Here is a 22,440-nt window from a genome sequence, read left to right as displayed (position 1 = left end):
AGTTTGCCATATTTCATAGGCAATTAATCAATTTTGAAGGGAAAATAATTTCTTTTTACGATCTAAATCACAGAAACTAAAATTAGTCGTAAATTCTTATCAATATTTCAGATGGAGTGTGATATAAAATCTTTACACGGAATCGTTAAAGCATCTCGTTATTTTTTGTGACTAAGGAAACCATAAGGAGATTTGATATGAGTATCACATATGACGCTACTTTAGAAATCAGAAGAGAGCTTGCGGAGCTAATCGGGGAGGTGAGAGCTAAAAGCCTGTTTACTGGCTATGGTCTTTTTTATAAAAACATTATGTTTGGTATATATCAAAATTCACGTTTTTATTTAAGAGCAGTAGATTCTTTGGCTGAACATTTAATAAAACTGGGGGCAGTGCCTTATGTGGTTGACGCAGAAAATCCTGATCTTAAGATTTCTCAGTATTATCGCTTACCTGAATCGGTTCTTGAGAATAAAATTGAATATCGCTTTTTAGTGCTTTTTTCTATTAAACAAGTTGCAGATAAGTTGAAGGAGTCGCAATTACGGAAGAGGACTCGTATCAAAGAATTGCCAAACCTTTCCATTAAACACGAAAAACTTCTTTATAAAATCAATGTGCTTAATGTGGATACATTAATTAGATTTGGTGCAGAGGTGTGCTATGTTGAACTGCGTAAGAGCGAAGCTTCTGTAAATTTGGAGTTCTTTTGGAACCTCACAGCCGCCTTGTTAAATAAAAATGTACTATTGCTTACTGATAAAGAAAGGGAGAATGCTATCGTTAGGTTAAATAAAGCCTTGAAGGTTGAGGGAATGCGTGAAATATCTCAGAAGGAAGTTGATAGATCAATTGTAAGATTAAAAAACCGCTAGTTTTTGGCAGTAAAATAGGCGTGTTGATAGGTTTTTAGTCAAAAGCTAAAAAAATTGAAATTTTTTTGCAAAAAGGGGTTGCAAAGATTTTTCAGATGCCTATAATACGCCGCACACAACGACGCGACGTTGTAGAAATTGAAAGATACACATCGCGTCGTTGTTTTTTGCTCTTTAACAATCAATCAGACAATCTGTGTGGGCACTTGTTGATTCTGGAAAAATTTAAAAGATTTAGAACAATTAGTGCTTAACTGAAATTCATAGTGATTTTAAATAAAATCACAGAGCTTTGTTAGTGTACGAATTGAGAAAGATTAAACTAAAGAGTTTGATCATGGCTCAGATTGAACGCTGGCGGCAGGCTTAACACATGCAAGTCGAACGGTAACGGGTTGAAAGCTTGCTTTCGACGCTGACGAGTGGCGGACGGGTGAGTAATGCTTGGGAATCTGGCTTATGGAGGGGGATAACCATTGGAAACGATGGCTAATACCGCATAGTATCGGAAGATTAAAGGGTGGGACGTTTAGCCACCTGCCATAAGATGAGCCCAAGTGGGATTAGGTAGTTGGTGGGGTAAAGGCCTACCAAGCCTGCGATCTCTAGCTGGTCTGAGAGGATGGCCAGCCACACTGGGACTGAGACACGGCCCAGACTCCTACGGGAGGCAGCAGTGGGGAATATTGCGCAATGGGGGGAACCCTGACGCAGCCATGCCGCGTGAATGAAGAAGGCCTTCGGGTTGTAAAGTTCTTTCGGTGGTGAGGAAGGTTAATATGTTAATAGCATATTGATTTGACGTTAGCCACAGAAGAAGCACCGGCTAACTCCGTGCCAGCAGCCGCGGTAATACGGAGGGTGCGAGCGTTAATCGGAATAACTGGGCGTAAAGGGCACGCAGGCGGTAAATTAAGTGAGATGTGAAATCCCCGAGCTTAACTTGGGAATTGCATTTCAGACTGGTTTACTAGAGTACTCTAGGGAGGGGTAGAATTCCACGTGTAGCGGTGAAATGCGTAGAGATGTGGAGGAATACCGAAGGCGAAGGCAGCCCCTTGGGGAGATACTGACGCTCATGTGCGAAAGCGTGGGGAGCAAACAGGATTAGATACCCTGGTAGTCCACGCTGTAAACGCTGTCGATTTGGGGATTGGGCTTTGAGCTTGGTGCCCGTAGCTAACGTGATAAATCGACCGCCTGGGGAGTACGGCCGCAAGGTTAAAACTCAAATGAATTGACGGGGGCCCGCACAAGCGGTGGAGCATGTGGTTTAATTCGATGCAACGCGAAGAACCTTACCTACTCTTGACATCCAAAGAAGAACTCAGAGATGAGTTTGTGCCTTCGGGAGCTTTGAGACAGGTGCTGCATGGCTGTCGTCAGCTCGTGTTGTGAAATGTTGGGTTAAGTCCCGCAACGAGCGCAACCCTTATCCTTTGTTGCCAGCACTTCGGGTGGGAACTCAAAGGAGACTGCCAGTGATAAACTGGAGGAAGGTGGGGATGACGTCAAGTCATCATGGCCCTTACGAGTAGGGCTACACACGTGCTACAATGGTGCATACAGAGGGTTGCGAGCCTGCGAGGGTGAGCGAATCTCAGAAAGTGCATCTAAGTCCGGATTGGAGTCTGCAACTCGACTCCATGAAGTCGGAATCGCTAGTAATCGCGAATCAGAATGTCGCGGTGAATACGTTCCCGGGCCTTGTACACACCGCCCGTCACACCATGGGAGTGGGTTGTACCAGAAGTAGATAGCTTAACCGCAAGGGGGGCGTTTACCACGGTATGATTCATGACTGGGGTGAAGTCGTAACAAGGTAACCGTAGGGGAACCTGCGGTTGGATCACCTCCTTACCAAGACTGGAATGATGAGTGCTCACACAGATTGTGATGATTGATGTTAGACAAGCGAGAGCGAAACTTAATGTCGTGTGAGATTACCTTTATATGTAGTCCCCTTCGTCTAGAGGCCTAGGACATCGCCCTTTCACGGCGGTAACAGGGGTTCGAATCCCCTAGGGGACGCCATTTAAAGCTAATTTTTTAGCGATTTGCTCTTTAACAATATAAAAACAAGCTGAAAACTGAAGAGACTTTCAAGCTAATGAGAGAGTGGTCATCGTGATAGAGCCATTTTCTTATTAAATTGAATTAGTCTGAGTAGAAAGACTTACTTGAACAAAAGCAAGTAAGCGTTCTCAACGAGAATGAAGAGACTTCAGGGAGAAAAATCCTTGAGGTTGTATAGTTAAGTGAGAAAGCGTACAGGGCGGATGCCTTGGCAATCAGAGGCGATGAAGGACGTGCTAATCTGCGAAAAGCGTGGGTGAGTTGATAAGAAGCGTTTAACCCACGATGTCCGAATGGGGAAACCCGATAGGTGAAGAACCTATCATTGTTTACTGAATAAAATAGGTAAACAAGGCGAACCGGGAGAACTGAAACATCTAAGTACCCCGAGGAAAAGAAATCAACCGAGATTCTGTGAGTAGCGGCGAGCGAAAGCGGAGTAGCCAGTGAGTGATAGCATGTGATTTAGGAGAATTAGCTGGGAAGCTAAGCGACACAGGGTGATAGCCCCGTATCTGAAAGATTGCGTGTGGTACTAAGCTTACGATAAGTAGGGCGGGACACGAGGAATCCTGTTTGAAGATGGGGGGACCATCCTCCAAGGCTAAATACTCCTGATTGACCGATAGTGAACCAGTACTGTGAAGGAAAGGCGAAAAGAACCCCGGTGAGGGGAGTGAAATAGAACCTGAAACCCTGTACGTACAAGCAGTGGGAGCCCCATCACTCAAGCCTATTGAGTGATGGACGTTTAGTAAAAAATACCTCACTGAAAGGTTAATTTTTACGAAGTAAAAATTTAACCCCAAAAAATAGCAGTGGGATTGAGTGATGGGGTGACTGCGTACCTTTTGTATAATGGGTCAGCGACTTATATTTTGTAGCGAGGTTAACTGAATAAGGGAGCCGAAGGGAAACCGAGTCTTAACTGGGCGTTGAGTTGCAAGGTATAGACCCGAAACCCGGTGATCTAGCCATGGGCAGGTTGAAGGTTGGGTAACACTAACTGGAGGACCGAACCGACTAATGTTGAAAAATTAGCGGATGACTTGTGGCTGGGGGTGAAAGGCCAATCAAACCGGGAGATAGCTGGTTCTCCCCGAAATCTATTTAGGTAGAGCCTTGAGTGGACACCTTTGGGGGTAGAGCACTGTTTCGGCTAGGGGCCCATCCCGGGTTACCAAACCGATGCAAACTCCGAATACCGAAGAGTGATACTCAGGAGACACACGGCGGGTGCTAACGTCCGTCGTGGAGAGGGAAACAACCCAGACCGCCAGCTAAGGTCCCAAAATCTATATTAAGTGGGAAACGAAGTGGGAAGGCTTAGACAGCTAGGATGTTGGCTTAGAAGCAGCCACCATTTAAAGAAAGCGTAATAGCTCACTAGTCGAGTCGGCCTGCGCGGAAGATGTAACGGGGCTAAAATATAGTACCGAAGCTGCGGCATCAGGCGTATCACTAATACGCCTTAACGATTAACCACTTGCGAAGCAAGTGGGTAAAGCGAAAAACACGTTGAGTGTAATGGCAAAAAATCGAAGAGGGATATTAGTGATACGCCTGTTGGGTAGGGGAGCGTTGTGTAAGCGGAAGAAGGTGATTTGAGAGGATTGCTGGACGTATCACAAGTGCGAATGCTGACATAAGTAACGATAAAACGGGTGAAAAACCCGTTCGCCGGAAGACCAAGGGTTCCTGTCCAACGTTAATCGGGGCAGGGTGAGTCGGCCCCTAAGGCGAGGCTGAAAAGCGTAGTCGATGGGAAACGGGTTAATATTCCCGTACTTGGATAAACTGCGATGTGGGGACGGAGTAGGTTAGGTTAGCGTACTGTTGGAGATGTACGTTTAAGTTGGTAGGTGGGTGGACTAGGCAAATCCGGTTCACTGTAAACACTGAGAGATGATGACGAGGCACTAAGGTGCTGAAGTAATTGATACCACACTTCCAGGAAAAGCCACTAAGCTTCAGGTTTATCTAAACCGTACTGAAAACCGACACAGGTGGTCAGGTAGAGAATACTCAGGCGCTTGAGAGAACTCGGGTGAAGGAACTAGGCAAAATAGCACCGTAACTTCGGGAGAAGGTGCGCTGGCGTAGTGTGAAGTTCTTTACGGATGGAGCATGAACCAGTCGAAGATACCAGCTGGCTGCAACTGTTTATTAAAAACACAGCACTCTGCAAACACGAAAGTGGACGTATAGGGTGTGATGCCTGCCCGGTGCTGGAAGGTTAATTGATGGTGTAATCGAAAGAGAAGCTCCTGATCGAAGCCCCAGTAAACGGCGGCCGTAACTATAACGGTCCTAAGGTAGCGAAATTCCTTGTCGGGTAAGTTCCGACCTGCACGAATGGCATAATGATGGCCAGGCTGTCTCCACCCGAGACTCAGTGAAATTGAAATCGCCGTGAAGATGCGGTGTACCCGCGGCTAGACGGAAAGACCCCGTGAACCTTTACTATAGCTTGACACTGAACCTTGAATTTTGATGTGTAGGATAGGTGGGAGACTATGAAGCGGTAACGCCAGTTATCGTGGAGTCGTTGTTGAAATACCACCCTTTAACGTTTGATGTTCTAACGAAGCGCCTGAAACGGGTGTTCGGACAGTGTCTGGTGGGTAGTTTGACTGGGGCGGTCTCCTCCCAAAGCGTAACGGAGGAGCACGAAGGTTTGCTAATGACGGTCGGACATCGTCAGGTTAGTGCAATGGTATAAGCAAGCTTAACTGCGAGACAGACAAGTCGAGCAGGTGCGAAAGCAGGTCATAGTGATCCGGTGGTTCTGAATGGAAGGGCCATCGCTCAACGGATAAAAGGTACTCCGGGGATAACAGGCTGATACCGCCCAAGAGTTCATATCGACGGCGGTGTTTGGCACCTCGATGTCGGCTCATCACATCCTGGGGCTGAAGTAGGTCCCAAGGGTATGGCTGTTCGCCATTTAAAGTGGTACGCGAGCTGGGTTTAGAACGTCGTGAGACAGTTCGGTCCCTATCTGCCGTGGGCGTTGGAGAATTGAGAGGGGCTGCTCCTAGTACGAGAGGACCGGAGTGGACGCATCACTGGTGTACCAGTTGTCTCGCCAGAGGCACTGCTGGGTAGCTAAATGCGGAAGAGATAAGTGCTGAAAGCATCTAAGCACGAAACTTGCCTTAAGATGAGTTCTCCCCGACTTTAAGTTGGTAAGGGTTGTTTGAGACTAAGACGTAGATAGGCTGGGTGTGTAAGCGATGTGAGTCGTTGAGCTAACCAGTACTAATTGCCCGAGAGGCTTAACTATACAACACTCAAGGGTTTTGGCTTGTTTTTGATTGAAAGAGTAGAGATTTTAGAGCGAAAGGCTTTGAAGTCTATAAAGAAGAGAGATAAGCTTTAGATAAGCGAAAGAATTATCTTGGCGGCGTTAGTGCAGTGGACCCACCTAAATCCATGCCGAACTTAGAAGTGAAACGCTGTAACGCCGATGGTAGTGTGGGAGCTTCCCATGTGAGAGTAGGGCACCGCCAGGTTTTGAATAAAAGAAGAACGCCATTGAGGGAACTCAGTGGCGTTTTTTGTTTTTGCCATTATGATTTAGTTGATTTTATAAATTGCATGGCTTCCTCTTCACTTATTTTTTGGTAATCATCGAAATCGCTCACGAAAATCTTATCAGCCCAGAATGTACCAAATTTTTGTTCCCAATCATCTTTATGTGGTTCATAAGTAGAAAAGGATAACCAATTATCTGGTATTCCTCGAATAAGTTTTTGCTTATTATTGCCTAAGTGGACGATGTAATATTGGTACATAAGTTTGTTATAGTATCTTTCTGTATGAGAGATTATTATAGTGAGATGACTAATAAGTTCAACTCTATAGGCTATGCTTATAAATTTCTAAAATCTCTTCAAAATTATACTGCACTTACTCCGTGTAAATAGCCTTCATTTCAATAAAATTTTTAGAAAAGTGATGCTTGAACGCAGCGTAGCGAGTATGGGCTTGCTTTTCGTTAAAAAAATTTTATTCCTATACCAGAAATTGAAGCGAGAAATACGGTTAGAAAGAATTTTAAAGTGCGGTGAAAATGTTTGAATTTTTAGTATATAGAGAAAAAGGGCTGAACCTGTGCAATGCAGAATTCAGTCCTTTTAAGTTAGATTAACAGTTCAAAATGCGGTCATTTTTTACGAATTTTTCGCTAACTTCGACCAGTTGTAATAGCCGTATAAGGAGTTAAGTAAGTAAGCGCCGAACATTAAATACATTGCTGGGGTGTCAGCCCAGAGAATGATAGAAAGGATATTGATGATAATCCATAAGATCCACTGTTCGCTATAACGCAAAATCATCAATAATTGTGCGGCAATAACTAGCACCGTTGTGACGCCATCTAAGCCAATGGAATTGCCGTCCGTCGTTTTTAAAATGCTGATAAAGGCAATAGAACCCAGTACCACAAGGCTGATTAGGGTGGCCCAACCTTTTACAGTCAGGAATTTGGCGATTACCGTTTCGCTTTGTTCTGCGCTGTTACGCATATTTTCTTTCCATAAGAAATAACCGATAAATTGCGCAGGAATATAAACATAAAGGGTCGTGGTCATTTCGCCATAAAACTTGTTGTCTAACGACACATAGAAATAGCTATAAGCAAAAATCAAACCGAAGAAATAGTTACTGATTTTCCCTTTGCCCACAAACACCACGCATAAGATACCTGAAATCCCTGCGAGCGCTTCTAGCCAAGACACAGGCGATTGTGCATAGGCGTAAAGCTGTGCAGCAATAAATAAGAAAAGCCAGACGACTTCAAAAGGTTTCCAGCCACCAAAAAATTCATTTTTAAGAGTTTGAGAAAAACGCATAGCATTATCCTTAATAAGTGAAATAAAAACCTTGCGATTTTTACACCGCACTTTTTAAAAGTCAAGGATAGGCTACATTTTTCTTTTTATTCTGTGATTGATGTTGTGTTTTTGTTGTATATATTTTCATTTCTTTTTCACTGTAAGATCGTTAAAATAGCCGCCCTTTTTCGTAATAAAATCTTCGCTAAATGGCTTGTTATAAGCATACGCCATTTAGCTATAACAATAATAAGAGTAAATTTTATGTCCTTTATAGTTGGTCAGCGTTGGATTAGTGAAAGTGAAAATGATCTTGGCTTGGGCGTGGTTGCGGAAGTCAATCACCGTACGGTTACGCTAAATTTTCCTGCCGCCGAAGAAATTCGTATTTATGCCTTAGATAATGTCCCGTTAGTACGCGTGGTTTTTCAAGTGGGTGATGAAATTCGTCACAAAGAGGGTTGGCAGGGCAAGGTGCTTGAAGTGTTAGAGCATAACGGGCTGGCATTCTATTTGGTGCAAAAAGAAGATGGGCAAGAAACCCTATTGCAAGAAGCCGATCTTAGTGCGCAAATTGCCTTTAGTAAGCCGCAGGAGCGTTTATTCGCGGGGCAGATCGATCGCGCAAACCAATTCGTGCTGCGTTATCGCGTCTTGCAACAACGCCAAGCGCAGTATCAATCACCATTGCGTGGCTTACGCGGCATTCGCGGTGGGTTGATTCCCCATCAATTGCATATTGCCAAAGAAGTGGGGCAACGCATTGCGCCACGAGTGTTGTTAGCTGATGAAGTGGGGCTGGGCAAAACCATTGAAGCAGGAATGATCTTGCAGCAACAGTTGTTTGCCGAAAAGGTCGATCGCGTGCTCATTATCGTGCCAGAAACCTTGCAACATCAATGGCTTGTGGAAATGCTACGCCGTTTTAATTTACATTTTTCCCTTTTTGATGAAGAACGTTGCGCTGATTTTGATGGCCTTGACGGTGGCGTGGCAACCAATCCATTTAAAACAGAATCCTTAATTATTTGCGCCCTAGATTGGCTGGTGAAAAAGCCTAAACGCGCTGAACAGCTGATGAATGCGGAATTTGATTTATTGATTGTCGATGAAGCGCATCATCTCGAATGGTCGGAACACGCGCCAAGTTTGGCTTATCAAATTGTCGAGCAGTTGGCGAGCCATATTCCTGCCGTATTATTGCTGACGGCAACCCCTGAACAATTAGGGCAAGAAAGCCATTTCGCGCGCTTGAAATTGCTCGATCCTGATCGCTTTTATGATTACAGCGCTTTTGTGCAAGAACAGCAGCATTATCAACCAGTGGCTGAAGCCGTGAATGGATTGTTAAGCGAGCAGCCATTAAGCACGCAAGAAGAAAAACATTTAGCGGAATTGCTGTCTGATCAAGATATTAACGAATTATTAGCGGATCTTCATCATAGCGAGAAAAAAGCCCAAGCGTGTGAAACCTTAGTGGAAAATCTGCTCGATCGCCACGGCACCAGTCGTGTGTTATTTCGTAATACCCGCCAAGGCGTGAAAGGATTTCCGCTGCGTCATTATCACGAAATCACCTTGCCAATGCCAAAACAATATCGCAATGCGATTGGTGTGCTGAAAATGCTTGGTGAAGTGAAAACCAGCGATTTATTTTACCCTGAGCAGATCTTCCAAAAAATGAACCCTGATGCTGCTTGGTGGGATTTTGATCCGCGCGTGGAATGGTTGATCGACTTCTTACAATCTCACCGTGAAGAAAAAGTGTTGGTGATTTGTCATCAAGCCAAAACCGCCATTCAGTTAGAGAAAGCTTTACGCGAAAAAGAAGCCATTCGTAGCGCCGTGTTCCATCAAAATATGTCTATTGTGGAACGAGATAAAGCCGCGGCTTACTTTGCTCAACAGGAAGAGGGCGCACAGGTGTTGCTCACGTCCAGCATTGGTTCAGAAGGGCGAAATTTCCAGTTTGCCCATCATTTGGTGCTGTTTAACTTGCCAGATAATCCTGATTTATTGGAACAGTGTATTGGACGCTTAGATCGCATTGGGCAAACGCAAGACATTGAAATTTACGCCCCTTGTTTTGCGGATAGTCCGCAAGTTCTGTTGGCAAAATGGTATCATCAAGGGCTAAACGCATTTGAAGAAACCTGTCCGATGGGCGCAACCTTGTTTGAAAAGTGCGGTACAAAATTGCAAGATTTTTTACAGCATAATGAACAGAATGTGGCCTTTGATGAATTTGTCGCTCAGACCCGAACCGAGCGTGATGCCTTAAAAATGCAGCTTGATCAAGGCAGAGATCGCCTATTAGAAATTAATTCTAACGGTGGCGAGCAAGCCCAAGCCTTGGCCGAAGCCATTGGCGAGCAAGATGGTTCAAGCGAGTTAATTAATTTCACCTTGAATTTGTTCGATATTATTGGCGTGGAGCAAGAAGATCTTGGCGAAAAGAGCATTGTTATTCACCCCACAGGCACAATGCTGGTGCCAGATTTCCCTGGCTTAAAAGAAGAAGGCTTAACGGTAACCTTTGATCGCAATTTAGCCGTGGCGCGTGAAGACGTTGAGTTTCTCACTTGGGATCACCCGATGATCCGCAACGGCATTGATTTGATTACTGATGGCGAGATTGGCAAAACTGCCGTATCATTGTTAATCAATAATGAATTGCCTGTGGGATCGCTGTGGCTGGAACTCATTTACATTGTGGAAGCCCAAGCGCCACGCGGTTTGCAGCTCACTCGCTTCTTACCCCCAACGCCAGTGCGCTTATTAATTGACGGCAAAGGGCATAATTTAGCGGATAAAGTGGGTTTTGAACTGCTACAAAAACAGCTTAAACCAATGGCAAAACAAATGGCGAGCAAGGTCATCAAAATGTTGCGCGCCAATATTGAACAATTATTAAAAGCAGGTGAACGTCAAATTGGCGAACAAGCGCAAAGATTAATTCAGCACGCAGAGCAGCAAGCTGCGCAGCGTTTGGACAGCGAATTAACCCGCTTGCAGGCGTTAAAACAAGTGAATAAAACCATTCGCCAAGATGAAATTGACGCACTCAGTGCCGAGCGCGAGCAAATTTTACAACACTTGCACAAAGCCACTTGGCGCTTGGATAGCCTGCGTGTGATTATCAGTAATAAGAGTAAATAATGGCATTAATTGACTACAATCCCCCGCGCGAACCTTGGTTAGATGTGATCTATCACGACAACCATATTTTATTGGTAAATAAGCCGAGCGGTTTGCTTTCTGTGCCGGGCAATCAGCCGCAATATTACGACAGTGCAATGTCGCGCGTAAAAGAAAAATATGGCTTTTGCGAGCCGGCGCACCGTCTTGATATGGCAACCAGTGGGATTTTGCTGTTTGCAATGAGCAAGCTGGCGGATAAAGAACTCAAGCGCCAGTTTCGCGAGCGTGAGCCGAAGAAATCTTATCAGGCGCTCGTTTGGGGGCATTTAGCGCAAGATAGCGGCACGGTGAATTTGCCACTAATTTGCGATTGGGAAAATCGTCCTAGACAGAAAATTTGTTTTGAACTGGGCAAAAGTGCGGTAACAAATTTTGAAATTTTAGAACGCCTACCGAATAACAGCACAAGGGTAAAGCTCACCCCAATTACAGGGCGTTCGCACCAATTAAGGCTACATATGCTTGCCCTTGGCCACCCTATTTTAGGCGATAAGTTTTATGCTCACCCACAAGCGAAAGCGATGTCGCCACGTTTGTGTTTGCACGCACAATCCTTACAAATTCGCCACCCTTTAACGGGTGAAATAATGAATTTCACGGCAGATGTGCCGTTTTAATTCGTTCTAACCAATCACAGAAATAATGCGGAGAATTGGCGATTTAATGCTACAATTCTCCCCGATTCATTTTTACCAAATAGTAGAGAAATTATGTCCCGTCAAAAGAAAACACGCCGTATTACGGATATTATGCCAACACGCAAGGCGGATAAACCCGCGCAAAGCGCCCCAACTGGGCGTGGGCGTAAATTGACACGTTATGAATTAGATGCCAAGGCGCGTGAAGAAAAAAGAAAGAAAAAACACAAAGGCCTCGTGGCTGGCTCTCGCCATAGTCGCCAAGAAGAAAACAAAGCCCTTGAACAAGATGCCAAGTTAGATCCCCGCGTGGGCAGCCGCAAAAAAATTCCATTAGTGGTGGAGTTTGTCAATAAGCCAGAAAAAGGAATGACCATTTCGCCTGTGGCGGTGGAAAAACCAGATGTGGAAAAAACAAAGGCGCTTGATCCAATGGTGGAACTTGAACAGCTTGAAAATAATGAATGTTTGAATGATTTATTAGATCAGCTTGAAGCAGGCAAAACCTTAAATGCCAAAGATCAAGCCTTTGTGGACGAATGTTTAGCGCGTATCGAGCAGCTAATGGACGAATTGGGCATTCGTGACGAAGACGAAAATGCGGAAGATTTATACCGCACTTTTGAAACCATTGATATTAATCAGTTTAAATAATTTATGTGGATTTATCTTTTAATTGCCCTCGGGCTTTTGATTATTGTGGGAATGGCCGCTTATGCGGTGAAATTATTGCGTGCCTTGAAAAGCCAAAAACAGGCGTTAGAAAATGCTCGCTTGGCGCGTGTAAAACGCCTAAAAGAGAGTATTGAGATTATCGCGCGAGCAATGCAAAATGGCGATTGCAATTTGTCTGAAGGGGCAATTCGATTAAAAATGTTGCTCGATCCCTTAGGCTTAAAAATCACCACTTATCCTGCGCTGGCTGAGCTTTATGATGTGGTGAAAGAAATGCCAACGCATCAAGCGCGTAAGGAATTAAAAAAGAACGAGCGTATGCGTTTAGATCTCACTCGTGAAAGCGCCGAAGCCGATCTTGAAAGCAAAATTTTGTTGGAATTAAATCAATTATTGTTGGATATTGAAAAATTTTAGGGGGAAATTAATGTCTGGAACTATGTGGGATTCCGCGTTAATTCAAAAATATAACTATTCTGGGCCGCGTTACACCTCTTACCCAACGGCGTTAGAATTTAACGAAAATTATACTGAACAAGATTTCCAAGCAGCGGCAGCGCGTTACCCTGACCGTCCGCTTTCTCTTTATGTGCATATCCCGTTTTGCCATAAATTGTGCTATTTCTGCGCCTGTAACAAAATCATTACGCGTCATCAGCACAAAGCGGATATTTATCTTGATTATTTGGAAAAAGAAATCAAAAATCGCGCCGCACTTTTCCGCAATCGCAAGGTAACCCAAGTGCATTGGGGCGGCGGCACACCGACCTATCTCACCGAGCAACAATCTAGCCGTTTAATGGCAATGTTGCGTGAGCATTTTCATTTTGCTGATAACGCCGAAATTAGTATCGAAATGGATCCGCGCAAAATTGAGCTGGAAACCCTTGACCATCTGCGTAAAATAGGCTTTAACCGCATTAGTATGGGTGTGCAGGATTTCAATAAAGCAGTGCAAAAAGCGGTAAACCGTGAACAAGATGAAGACTTCATTCAAGCCTTGCTAGAACGTGCACGCGCTTTAGGATTTCAATCCACCAATTTGGATTTGATTTATGGGTTGCCATTGCAGAATGTGGAAAGCTTTATGTTCACATTGCAAAAAGTGATTGAATTAAACCCTGATCGTTTGAGCGTGTTTAACTATGCCCACTTGCCAAGCCGTTTTGCGGGGCAAGCGAAAATCAAAGAAGATCAGCTGCCTGCACCTGAAACCAAGCTTACCATTTTGCAAAAAACCATTGAAACCTTAAGCGATGCAGGCTACCGCTTCATTGGAATGGATCACTTTGCGAAACCTGATGATGAGCTAGCCATTGCGCAACAAAATGGCGTGCTACACCGAAATTTCCAAGGCTACACCACGCAAGAAGATGCGGATTTGCTCGGTCTTGGCGTCTCCGCAATTAGCCTGTTGGGTGATACTTACGCACAAAATCAAAAAGAGCTAAAACATTATTACGCAGATATTGAGCAAAAAGGCACCGCACTTCACAAAGGCTTTGTGATGAGCCAAGAAGATTGCTTGCGCCGTGATGTCATCAAACAGCTGATTTGCAACTTCAAACTGAATTACGCCCCATTTGAGCAGCAATATGGCATTGATTTCAAAACCCATTTTGCAGAAGATTTAGAATTGCTCGCGCCCCTTGCCGCAGATGGCTTAATTGAAATCGGCGAAAAAGGATTACAGGTTTCCCCTGTTGGGCATTTGCTGATTCGCAATATTTGCTTATGTTTTGACACCTACTCAAGACAACAAGCCAGACGCCAACAGTTCTCAAGAATTATTTAACGAATTTCCCGCATAAAGTGCGGGAATTTTTTAGAAAAATTTGCAATTTCAACCATAGATCGTAAAATCCCTTTGTTCGTTGAGCAGCTATATCGCAATTATTGTGCAAAGAGATGAGGTGGTTATGAAAAATAGTGAGTTTTTTTATGACCCGATGCGTGCTGTTTATGATGGCGGGGCAGATTATTTGACCAGAGAAAAACATCGATTGGTGGTAATAGCGGGCGATTCTTGGGGAATGTTGCTCAATCTTTCCTGTTATTACAATGACTTTGCTGAGAAACAAAACATTCCATTCAGCAAACAGCAGATAGATGATGATATGGATAAACTATCCTATTTAAAACGCAAATTTCAAGATATTGAAGAAGTTCCAATGGGAGACAAGTGGCAATATTCTTTTGATTATGAACAAGGCCTTAAAGAATTAGACGAAATTCTATTAAAATATATTCCTTTTTTTGAAGGGCTAAAGGCGGATTCCCAAAAATAGCCATTGGTTTATTATCTAATGAAATAGTGAAAAATAAAGGGCAATGATGAATTGCCCTTTTGGTTAAATGAGGAATTATTTTCTTACCGCAATGGCTTCAATTTCTAAGCCTACATCTTTTGGCAATCGAGCCACTTCTACGCAAGAACGGGCAGGAAAGTTAGGGTGATTATTTTCTTTAAAAAAACGTTCGTATTCCGCATTTACCGTAGCGAAATCATTCAAATCTTTAACAAAAACCGTCGTTTTCACAATATCTGCCACGCTTAAGCCTGCTTGTTCAATGATTGCTTTCACATTCTCTAAAGACTGGCGTGCTTGCGCCACAATATCCACCGGCACTTCACCTGTTGCAGGATTAACAGGAATTTGTCCAGAAGTTAGCACTAAATTGCCTAAATCCACAGCTTGCACATAAGGCCCAATGGCCGCGGGCGCTTTTTCTGTATGAATAATTTTAGTCATTTTGTTTTCCTTGTGATGTGATAAAGAAAGTTTATTCTATGCAATCTTTTGGAAAACTGAAAGGGAAATTCAAGCAATATTATTTCTACAATTTGGAAAAGTTGCAGTTTATTGGGATCCTATCAGATCCTAAAGTGCGGTTATTTTTCTGCTTATTTTTGCTAAACCTTGACATTACAGCTATTCAAGATTAAAATTCGGCGTCTATCTATTCTAAGGTAGAACAAAAAGTAAACATTCTTTTATGAATAACAACTATTAAACTGGAGCTTTTTTAATGGCAACTATCAACCAATTAGTACGCAAACCGCGTGTGAAAAAGGTTGTAAAAAGCAACGTTCCTGCATTAGAGGCTTGCCCGCAGAAACGTGGCGTGTGTACTCGTGTGTACACAACTACACCTAAAAAACCGAACTCTGCATTACGTAAAGTGTGCCGTATTCGTTTAACAAATGGTTACGAAGTAACTTCTTATATCGGCGGTGAAGGTCACAACCTTCAAGAGCACAGCGTTGTGCTTATCCGTGGCGGTCGTGTTAAAGATTTACCAGGTGTGCGTTATCACACTGTGCGTGGTGCATTAGACTGCGCTGGCGTTAAAGATCGTAAACAAGGTCGTTCTAAATACGGCGTTAAACGTCCTAAAGCTTAATGGTTCTCCGTTAAGTAAGGCCAAACGCTAATTAAATTAAATAATTATCATAAACTCCAGTAAACGTAAGATCTCTTACACAAAGAGTTTTGGATAATCCTGAAGATTAAAAAACGGAGAAATTGCAATGCCACGTCGTCGTCGTATTGAACCACGCAAAATTCTTCCAGATCCAAAGTTCGGATCAGAATTACTTGCGAAATTTATTAATGTATTAATGGTAGATGGTAAAAAATCTATCGCAGAATCAATCGTTTATGGTGCGTTAGAAACTTTAGCTCAACGTACAGGTAAAGAAGCTTTAGAAGCATTTGAAATCGCACTAGAAAACGTACGTCCAACCGTTGAGGTTAAATCTCGTCGTGTTGGTGGTTCTACTTATCAAGTGCCAGTTGAGGTGCGCCCAGCACGTCGTAACGCATTAGGTATGCGTTGGATCGTTGAAGCAGCACGTAAACGTGGTGATAAATCAATGGCTTTACGTTTAGCAAATGAATTATCTGATGCATCAGAAAACAAAGGTGCAGCAGTGAAAAAACGTGAAGACGTTCACCGTATGGCTGAAGCTAACAAAGCGTTTGCTCATTACCGTTGGTAATCAGTTAATCAAACGATTTTTAGGCTTCATCACATTTTGCTATGCGGTGAAGCCTTATCCATATTTAAAATTTTAATTTATTGAATTCCAAACAAGGAAATAATAATGGCTCGTGTAACTCCTATTGAGCGCTATCGTAATATCGGTATTAGTGCTCACATTGATGCTGGTAAAACAACAACCACAGAGCGTATTCTATTCTATACAGGTGTTAGTCACAAAATTGGTGAGGTGCATGATGGTGCAGCTACCATGGACTGGATGGAACAAGAACAAGAGCGTGGTATTACCATTACTTCTGCGGCAACAACGGCTTTCTGGTCTGGTATGTCTCAGCAATATCCACAACACCGTATCAACGTTATCGATACTCCGGGACACGTTGACTTTACTATCGAAGTAGAACGTTCAATGCGTGTTCTTGATGGTGCGGTAATGGTTTACTGTGCGGTAGGTGGGGTTCAACCTCAGTCTGAAACTGTATGGCGTCAAGCAAACAAATATAAAGTACCTCGTATCGCGTTCGTAAACAAAATGGACCGTACTGGTGCAAACTTCCTACGCGTTGTTGAGCAAATCAAAACTCGTTTAGGTGGTAATGCTGTTCCTTTACAACTTCCAATCGGTGCAGAAGAAAACTTCAAAGGTGTTGTTGACCTAATCAAAATGAAAGCAATCAACTGGAATGAAGCCGATCAAGGTATGACATTTACCTATGATGATATTCCTGCAGATATGGTTGAATTATGTGAAGAATGGCACCAAAACCTTGTTGAAGCAGCGGCAGAAGCTTCAGAAGAGTTAATGGAAAAATATCTTGGTGGTGAAGAGCTTACTGAAGAAGAGATCAAAGGTGCGTTACGTCAACGTGCGTTAGATACTGAAATTATTCTTGTAACTTGTGGCTCAGCATTCAAAAATAAAGGTGTTCAAGCAATGCTTGATGCGGTAATTGATTTCTTACCAGCACCAACTGACATCGCTTCAATCAAAGGGATCAATCCTGATGAAACTGAAGGTGAGCGTCACGCAGATGATAATGAACCATTCTCTGCACTTGCATTCAAAATTGCAACTGACCCATTCGTAGGTAACTTAACCTTCTTCCGTGTATATTCTGGTGTGGTTGAGTCTGGTGCGACAGTATTAAACTCTGTAAAAGAAAAACGTGAGCGTTTTGGTCGTATCGTTCAAATGCACGCAAACAAACGTGAAGAGATCAAAGAAGTTCGTGCGGGTGATATCGCAGCGGCAATCGGCTTAAAAGATGTTGGTACAGGTGATACATTATGTGCTATCGATGCGCCAATTATCCTTGAGCGTATGGAATTCCCTGAGCCAGTAATCTCTGTTGCGGTAGAACCAAAAACCAAAGCAGACCAAGAGAAAATGGGCTTGGCATTAGGCCGTCTTGCACAAGAAGACCCTTCATTCCGTGTTCACACTGATGAAGAATCAGGTGAAACCATCATTTCAGGTATGGGTGAGTTACACTTAGACATCATCGTTGACCGTATGAAACGTGAGTTTAAAGTGGAAGCGAATATCGGTAAACCACAAGTATCTTACCGTGAAACTATCCGTACTGCGGTGAAAGATGTTGAAGGTAAACACGCAAAACAATCTGGTGGTCGCGGTCAATATGGTCACGTTGTTATCGACTTGTATCCATTAGATCCAGAAGGTCCAGGTTACGAATTTATCAACGAAATCAAAGGTGGTGTAATTCCTGGCGAATATATCCCTGCAGTTGATAAAGGTATCCAAGAGCAACTTAAATCTGGTCCATTAGCGGGTTACCCAGTGGTTGATATCGGTGTTCGTTTACACTTCGGTTCATACCACGATGTGGACTCATCTGAGTTAGCGTTTAAACTTGCTGCATCATTAGCGTTTAAAGCAGCGTTTAGCAAAGCAAACCCAGTATTACTTGAGCCAATTATGAAAGTGGAAGTGGAAACTCCACCAGAGTATGTAGGTGATGTAATTGGTGATTTAAGCCGTCGTCGTGCTATGGTAAATGGCCAAGAAGCAAGCGAATTTGTTGTTAAAATCAATGCAGAAGTTCCACTTTCTGAAATGTTTGGTTATGCAACAGATCTTCGTTCACAAACTCAAGGTCGTGCATCATACTCAATGGAACCATTGAAATATGCTGAAGCACCTTCAAGTGTTGCAGCTGCAGTAATTGAAGCACGTAAAAAATAATTTTTGATTCAATAAAACTTCGTAGCATCTCAAGATGCTACGAAATTTCACATAAAGGAAACATTAGCAATGTCTAAAGAAAAATTTGAACGTACAAAACCGCACGTAAACGTGGGTACAATCGGCCACGTTGACCATGGTAAAACAACTTTAACAGCAGCAATCACCAGCGTATTAGCGAAACACTACGGTGGTGCGGCACGCGCATTTGACCAAATTGATAACGCGCCAGAAGAAAAAGCGCGTGGTATCACCATCAACACTTCACACGTTGAATACGATACTCCAACACGTCACTACGCACACGTTGACTGCCCGGGACACGCGGACTATGTTAAAAACATGATTACTGGTGCGGCACAAATGGACGGTGCAATCTTAGTAGTAGCAGCGACAGATGGCCCAATGCCACAAACTCGTGAGCACATCTTATTAGGTCGCCAAGTAGGTGTACCATACATCATCGTATTCTTAAACAAATGCGATATGGTAGATGACGAAGAGTTATTAGAATTAGTAGAAATGGAAGTGCGTGAACTTCTATCTCAATATGATTTCCCAGGTGATGATACACCAATCGTACGTGGTTCAGCGTTAAAAGCGTTAGAAGGCGATGCACAATGGGAAGAAAAAATCCTTGAGTTAGCAAACCACTTAGACACTTACATTCCAGAGCCAGAGCGTGCGATTGACCAACCGTTCTTATTACCAATCGAAGACGTATTCTCAATCTCAGGTCGTGGTACCGTAGTAACAGGCCGTGTAGAGCGTGGTATTATCCGCACTGGTGATGAAGTAGAAATCGTAGGTATCAAAGAAACTGCGAAAACTACCGTAACAGGTGTAGAAATGTTCCGTAAATTACTTGACGAAGGTCGTGCGGGTGAAAACATCGGTGCATTATTACGTGGTACAAAACGTGAAGAAATCGAACGTGGTCAAGTATTAGCGAAACCAGGTTCAATCACACCACACACAGACTTCGAATCAGAAGTTTACGTATTATCGAAAGAAGAAGGTGGTCGTCATACTCCATTCTTCAAAGGTTACCGTCCACAATTCTATTTCCGTACAACTGACGTAACAGGTACAATCGAGTTACCAGAAGGCGTGGAAATGGTAATGCCAGGCGATAACATCAAAATGACAGTAAGCTTAATTCACCCAATCGCGATGGACCAAGGTTTACGCTTTGCGATTCGTGAAGGTGGACGTACAGTAGGTGCGGGTGTTGTAGCGAAAATCATCAAATAATGATGATTGCTAGGTAACACTAGAAAAGCTAAAAGCTAAGAGAGGGCATCGAAAGATGCCCTTTTGTTTTGCTTGGATTTTTGAATAAAAAAGTTGGAAAAAATCACCGCACTTTTCGCTCAAAATAGCGAATAAAGTGCGGTATGAATTTTAATTATTTTTTCTTCCTACCAAGTTCCCTATCTTTATCCTATAAAATCACGAAAATTTCTCTTATTTTTAATAGGCAATAAAATCAGAAAATGCTACAATTCCCCGTTCAAAACAGCATCCCGATTTTAATTGAATAATGGATACAATTATGGCGTCAAATATTGATAAAAAGAAACACGTTGAACAAGCGGAAAATCGTGAAAAATCGAAAGGATTAAATACCTTTTTATGGCTACTCGGTATTGTGATTATTGCCGTAGCAGCAGTGGGAAATATTTATTTTGCAGATCAATTTTCTACCCCGATTCGAGTTGTTGCGGTAGTGATCTTATTACTTGCAGCAGCAGGTGTGTTGGCTATTACTAACCAAGGTACAAAAGCAAGAGCTTTCCTTAGCGCATCTCGCACTGAATTGAGAAAAATTGTTTGGCCAACTCGTGCTGAAACAATGCAAACCACGTTGATCGTAATGGGCGTAACCGTATTTGTTTCTCTCATTTTATGGGGAATTGACTCAATTATTGTTACAGTAATCACCTTTTTAACCGATTTGAGATTCTAACATGACAGAAAATACAGTAAAAAAACGTTGGTATGTTTTGCAAGCCTTCTCTGGGTTTGAAGGGCGAGTAGCAGCCACATTAAGAGAATACATTAAGCTACACCAAATGGAAGATCAATTTGGTGAAGTGCTTGTGCCGACCGAAGAAGTGGTTGAAAATGTAGGCGGTAAGCGCCGTAAAAGTGAGCGTAAATATTTCCCAGGCTATGTTTTAGTACAAATGGAAATGAATGATTACACTTGGCAGTTGGTGCGCAGTGTGCCGCGCGTAATGGGCTTTATCGGTGGCACGCCAGATAAGCCAGCGCCAATTAGCAACCGCGAAGCAGACATTATCTTAAATCGCCTTGAGCAAAATTCTGATAAGCCGAAACCAAGAACCGTATTCCAACCAGGTGAAGAAGTTCGCGTTAAAGATGGTCCATTTGCAGACTTTAATGGAATGGTGGAAGAAATCGATTATGACAAAGGGCGTCTTAAAGTTTCCGTTTCCATCTTCGGCCGAGCCACCCCTGTGGAATTAGAATTTGGTCAAGTGGAAAAAGTAAATTAATTTTTTCTTAATTAAAAAATCTGTATTCAAATCTGAATACAGATTTTTTTATATTTAAGCTAAGGAAAAAAGAATTCAGTTTCATCGACATTAAATAATTTATCTGACGGATAATATTTAAAAATAAGGAAAACACAATGACAACATTAGGTACTGTACTGACACCAAAAGCCACCAAAGTGATGATGTTAGGTTCTGGTGAGCTGGGTAAAGAAGTGGTAATTGAATTGCAACGCTTAGGTGTGGAAGTGATTGCAGTGGATCGTTATGAAAATGCGCCAGCGCAGCAAGTGGCACACCGTGCTTATACCATTTCAATGCTTGATGGCGAGGCGTTGAAAGCCTTGGTTGAAAAAGAACAGCCTGATTATATCGTGCCAGAAGTGGAGGCGATTGCCACAGAAACCTTGGTAGAACTAGAACAAGCTGGCTTTAATGTTGTGCCTACGGCGAAAGCTACACGCTTAACAATGAACCGCGAAGGCATTCGCCGTTTGGCGGCGGAAGAGTTAGGGCTGCCCACTTCGCCTTATCAATTTGTGGATAATTTTGCAGATTTTCAAAGCGCGGTGGAAAAAATTGGCGTTCCTTGTGTGGTGAAGCCGATTATGTCTTCCTCAGGACACGGGCAAAGTATCGTGAAATCGCTCGATCAGTTACAAGCCGCTTGGGATTATGCCCAACAAGGTGGACGTGCGGGAGCGGGGCGTGTGATTGTGGAAGGTTTTGTCAAATTCGATTATGAAATCACCTTGCTTACGGTTCGCCATATTGGTGGCACTTCGTTCTTTGCGCCGATTGGTCATCGTCAAGAAAACGGCGATTATCGTGAATCTTGGCAGCCACAAGCAATGTCAGCGGCGGCATTAGCCAAAGCGCAGCGAATTGCGGAAAAAATTACCACCGCACTTGGCGGACGCGGGATTTTTGGCGTGGAAATGTTTGTGGCGGGGGACGATGTGATTTTCAATGAAGTTTCACCACGTCCGCACGATACAGGAATGGTTACCCTGATCTCGCAAGAACTCTCTGAGTTTGCCTTGCACGCCCGTGCGATTTTAGGTTTGCCCATTCCACAAATTAATCTTATTAGCCCAGCGGCATCTAAAGCCATTGTGGTGGACGGACATTCTAACCAAGTACAATTTGCGGGTTTAGAAAAGGTGTTGGCTGAACCCAATACGGATATTCGTTTATTTGGTAAGGAGGAAGTGCAAGGCCATCGCCGAATGGGTGTGGTGTTAGCTCGCGATGAAAGTGTGGAAAAAGCCTTGCAAAAAGTGCAACGCGCTTACAACGAACTAGACATTATTTTATAACGAATAGGCGAACAGGGTTCGCCTGATTTTCAATAAAAATGGATATTGCTCTTTTATGGTTATAGATTATAATCTATGAATCAAG

16 protein-coding genes, 1 tRNA gene and 3 rRNA genes are annotated in these 22,440 nt (G+C 43.2%); 18 read left to right on the top strand and 2 right to left on the bottom strand.

Annotation, left to right across the window (positions count from 1 at the left end):
- Nucleotides 1–197: 197 nt before the first annotated feature.
- The 5 genes from L5B76_RS05750 (at nt 198) to rrf (ending at nt 6,466) form a co-directional block, all read left to right on the top strand.
- Entirely contained in the window at nt 198–875 is a 678-nt protein-coding gene (locus L5B76_RS05750) for a TfoX/Sxy family DNA transformation protein (RefSeq protein ID WP_265754618.1), read from the top strand.
- Nucleotides 876–1,194: 319 nt separating this feature from the next.
- Nucleotides 1,195–2,735 (top strand): 16S ribosomal RNA (locus L5B76_RS05745).
- A gap of 98 nt (nt 2,736–2,833) precedes the next feature.
- A tRNA-Glu gene (locus tag L5B76_RS05740) sits at nt 2,834–2,909 on the top strand.
- A gap of 218 nt (nt 2,910–3,127) precedes the next feature.
- Nucleotides 3,128–6,237 (top strand): 23S ribosomal RNA (locus L5B76_RS05735).
- 113 nt (nt 6,238–6,350) lie between these two features.
- Nucleotides 6,351–6,466 (top strand): 5S ribosomal RNA (rrf, locus tag L5B76_RS05730).
- The 16S, 23S and 5S rRNA genes sit together here with 1 tRNA gene alongside, the layout of an rRNA operon.
- Nucleotides 6,467–7,126: 660 nt before the next feature.
- Here the strand turns inward: rrf and pnuC are convergent.
- Nucleotides 7,127–7,807, bottom strand: coding sequence for a nicotinamide riboside transporter PnuC (gene pnuC, locus L5B76_RS05725; protein ID WP_265754617.1), 681 nt, complete (start codon nt 7,805–7,807; stop codon nt 7,127–7,129).
- 246 nt (nt 7,808–8,053) lie between these two features.
- Between pnuC and rapA the strand changes: the two genes are divergently transcribed.
- The 6 genes from rapA (at nt 8,054) to L5B76_RS05695 (ending at nt 14,591) form a co-directional block, all read left to right on the top strand.
- Entirely contained in the window at nt 8,054–10,948 is a 2,895-nt protein-coding gene (gene rapA, locus L5B76_RS05720; RefSeq protein ID WP_265754616.1) for an RNA polymerase-associated protein RapA, read from the top strand.
- Nucleotides 10,948–11,607, top strand: a complete 660-nt coding sequence (gene rluA, locus L5B76_RS05715; protein ID WP_103853678.1) for a bifunctional tRNA pseudouridine(32) synthase/23S rRNA pseudouridine(746) synthase RluA — start codon at nt 10,948–10,950, stop codon at nt 11,605–11,607. Before rapA ends, rluA begins: the two co-directional genes overlap by 1 nt.
- 93 nt (nt 11,608–11,700) lie before the next feature.
- Nucleotides 11,701–12,282, top strand: a complete 582-nt coding sequence (yihI, locus tag L5B76_RS05710; protein ID WP_265754615.1) for a Der GTPase-activating protein YihI — start codon at nt 11,701–11,703, stop codon at nt 12,280–12,282.
- A 3-nt stretch (nt 12,283–12,285) separates the two neighbouring features.
- On the top strand, nt 12,286–12,720 hold the full coding sequence (locus L5B76_RS05705; protein ID WP_265754614.1) for a DUF2489 domain-containing protein: 435 nt from the start codon (nt 12,286–12,288) through the stop codon (nt 12,718–12,720).
- A gap of 10 nt (nt 12,721–12,730) precedes the next feature.
- Complete coding sequence (gene hemN, locus L5B76_RS05700) at nt 12,731–14,098, top strand: oxygen-independent coproporphyrinogen III oxidase (protein WP_265754613.1); 1,368 nt, start codon at nt 12,731–12,733, stop codon at nt 14,096–14,098.
- 124 nt (nt 14,099–14,222) lie between these two features.
- Entirely contained in the window at nt 14,223–14,591 is a 369-nt protein-coding gene (locus L5B76_RS05695; protein WP_265754612.1) for a hypothetical protein, read from the top strand.
- A 75-nt stretch (nt 14,592–14,666) separates the two neighbouring features.
- Here the strand turns inward: L5B76_RS05695 and L5B76_RS05690 are convergent, their stop codons facing one another.
- The gene (locus tag L5B76_RS05690) at nt 14,667–15,056 is read right to left on the bottom strand and encodes a RidA family protein (RefSeq protein ID WP_046097851.1); all 390 of its coding nucleotides are present in this window, start codon (nt 15,054–15,056) and stop codon (nt 14,667–14,669) included.
- 277 nt (nt 15,057–15,333) lie between these two features.
- Between L5B76_RS05690 and rpsL the strand changes: the two genes are divergently transcribed.
- The 7 genes from rpsL to purT all read left to right on the top strand — a co-directional run bounded on the left by rpsL (nt 15,334) and on the right by purT (nt 22,355).
- Complete coding sequence (gene rpsL, locus L5B76_RS05685; RefSeq protein ID WP_013745731.1) at nt 15,334–15,708, top strand: 30S ribosomal protein S12; 375 nt, start codon at nt 15,334–15,336, stop codon at nt 15,706–15,708.
- Between the two features lie 127 nt (nt 15,709–15,835).
- The gene (rpsG, locus tag L5B76_RS05680) at nt 15,836–16,306 is read left to right on the top strand and encodes a 30S ribosomal protein S7 (RefSeq protein ID WP_103853509.1); all 471 of its coding nucleotides are present in this window, start codon (nt 15,836–15,838) and stop codon (nt 16,304–16,306) included.
- Nucleotides 16,307–16,411: 105 nt separating this feature from the next.
- Nucleotides 16,412–18,514: an elongation factor G gene (gene fusA, locus L5B76_RS05675; protein WP_265754611.1), complete on the top strand. Its 2,103-nt coding sequence runs from the start codon at nt 16,412–16,414 to the stop codon at nt 18,512–18,514.
- Between the two features lie 69 nt (nt 18,515–18,583).
- Nucleotides 18,584–19,768, top strand: coding sequence for an elongation factor Tu (gene tuf, locus L5B76_RS05670; RefSeq protein ID WP_265754610.1), 1,185 nt, complete (start codon nt 18,584–18,586; stop codon nt 19,766–19,768).
- 301 nt (nt 19,769–20,069) lie between these two features.
- Nucleotides 20,070–20,483: a preprotein translocase subunit SecE gene (secE, locus tag L5B76_RS05665; protein WP_265754609.1), complete on the top strand. Its 414-nt coding sequence runs from the start codon at nt 20,070–20,072 to the stop codon at nt 20,481–20,483.
- 1 nt (nt 20,484) lies between these two features.
- Nucleotides 20,485–21,036 (top strand): transcription termination/antitermination protein NusG, encoded by a 552-nt coding sequence (gene nusG / locus L5B76_RS05660; RefSeq protein WP_115248807.1) that lies wholly within the window; start codon nt 20,485–20,487, stop codon nt 21,034–21,036.
- A 137-nt stretch (nt 21,037–21,173) separates the two neighbouring features.
- Nucleotides 21,174–22,355: a formate-dependent phosphoribosylglycinamide formyltransferase gene (gene purT, locus L5B76_RS05655; protein WP_265754608.1), complete on the top strand. Its 1,182-nt coding sequence runs from the start codon at nt 21,174–21,176 to the stop codon at nt 22,353–22,355.
- Nucleotides 22,356–22,440: the final 85 nt, after the last annotated feature.

The organism is Avibacterium sp. 21-594 (assembly GCF_026226815.1).
GTDB lineage: Bacteria > Pseudomonadota > Gammaproteobacteria > Enterobacterales > Pasteurellaceae > Avibacterium > Avibacterium avium.
Note: the sequence above shows the minus strand (reverse complement) of the source record. Positions and strands in the feature narration are given on the sequence as shown.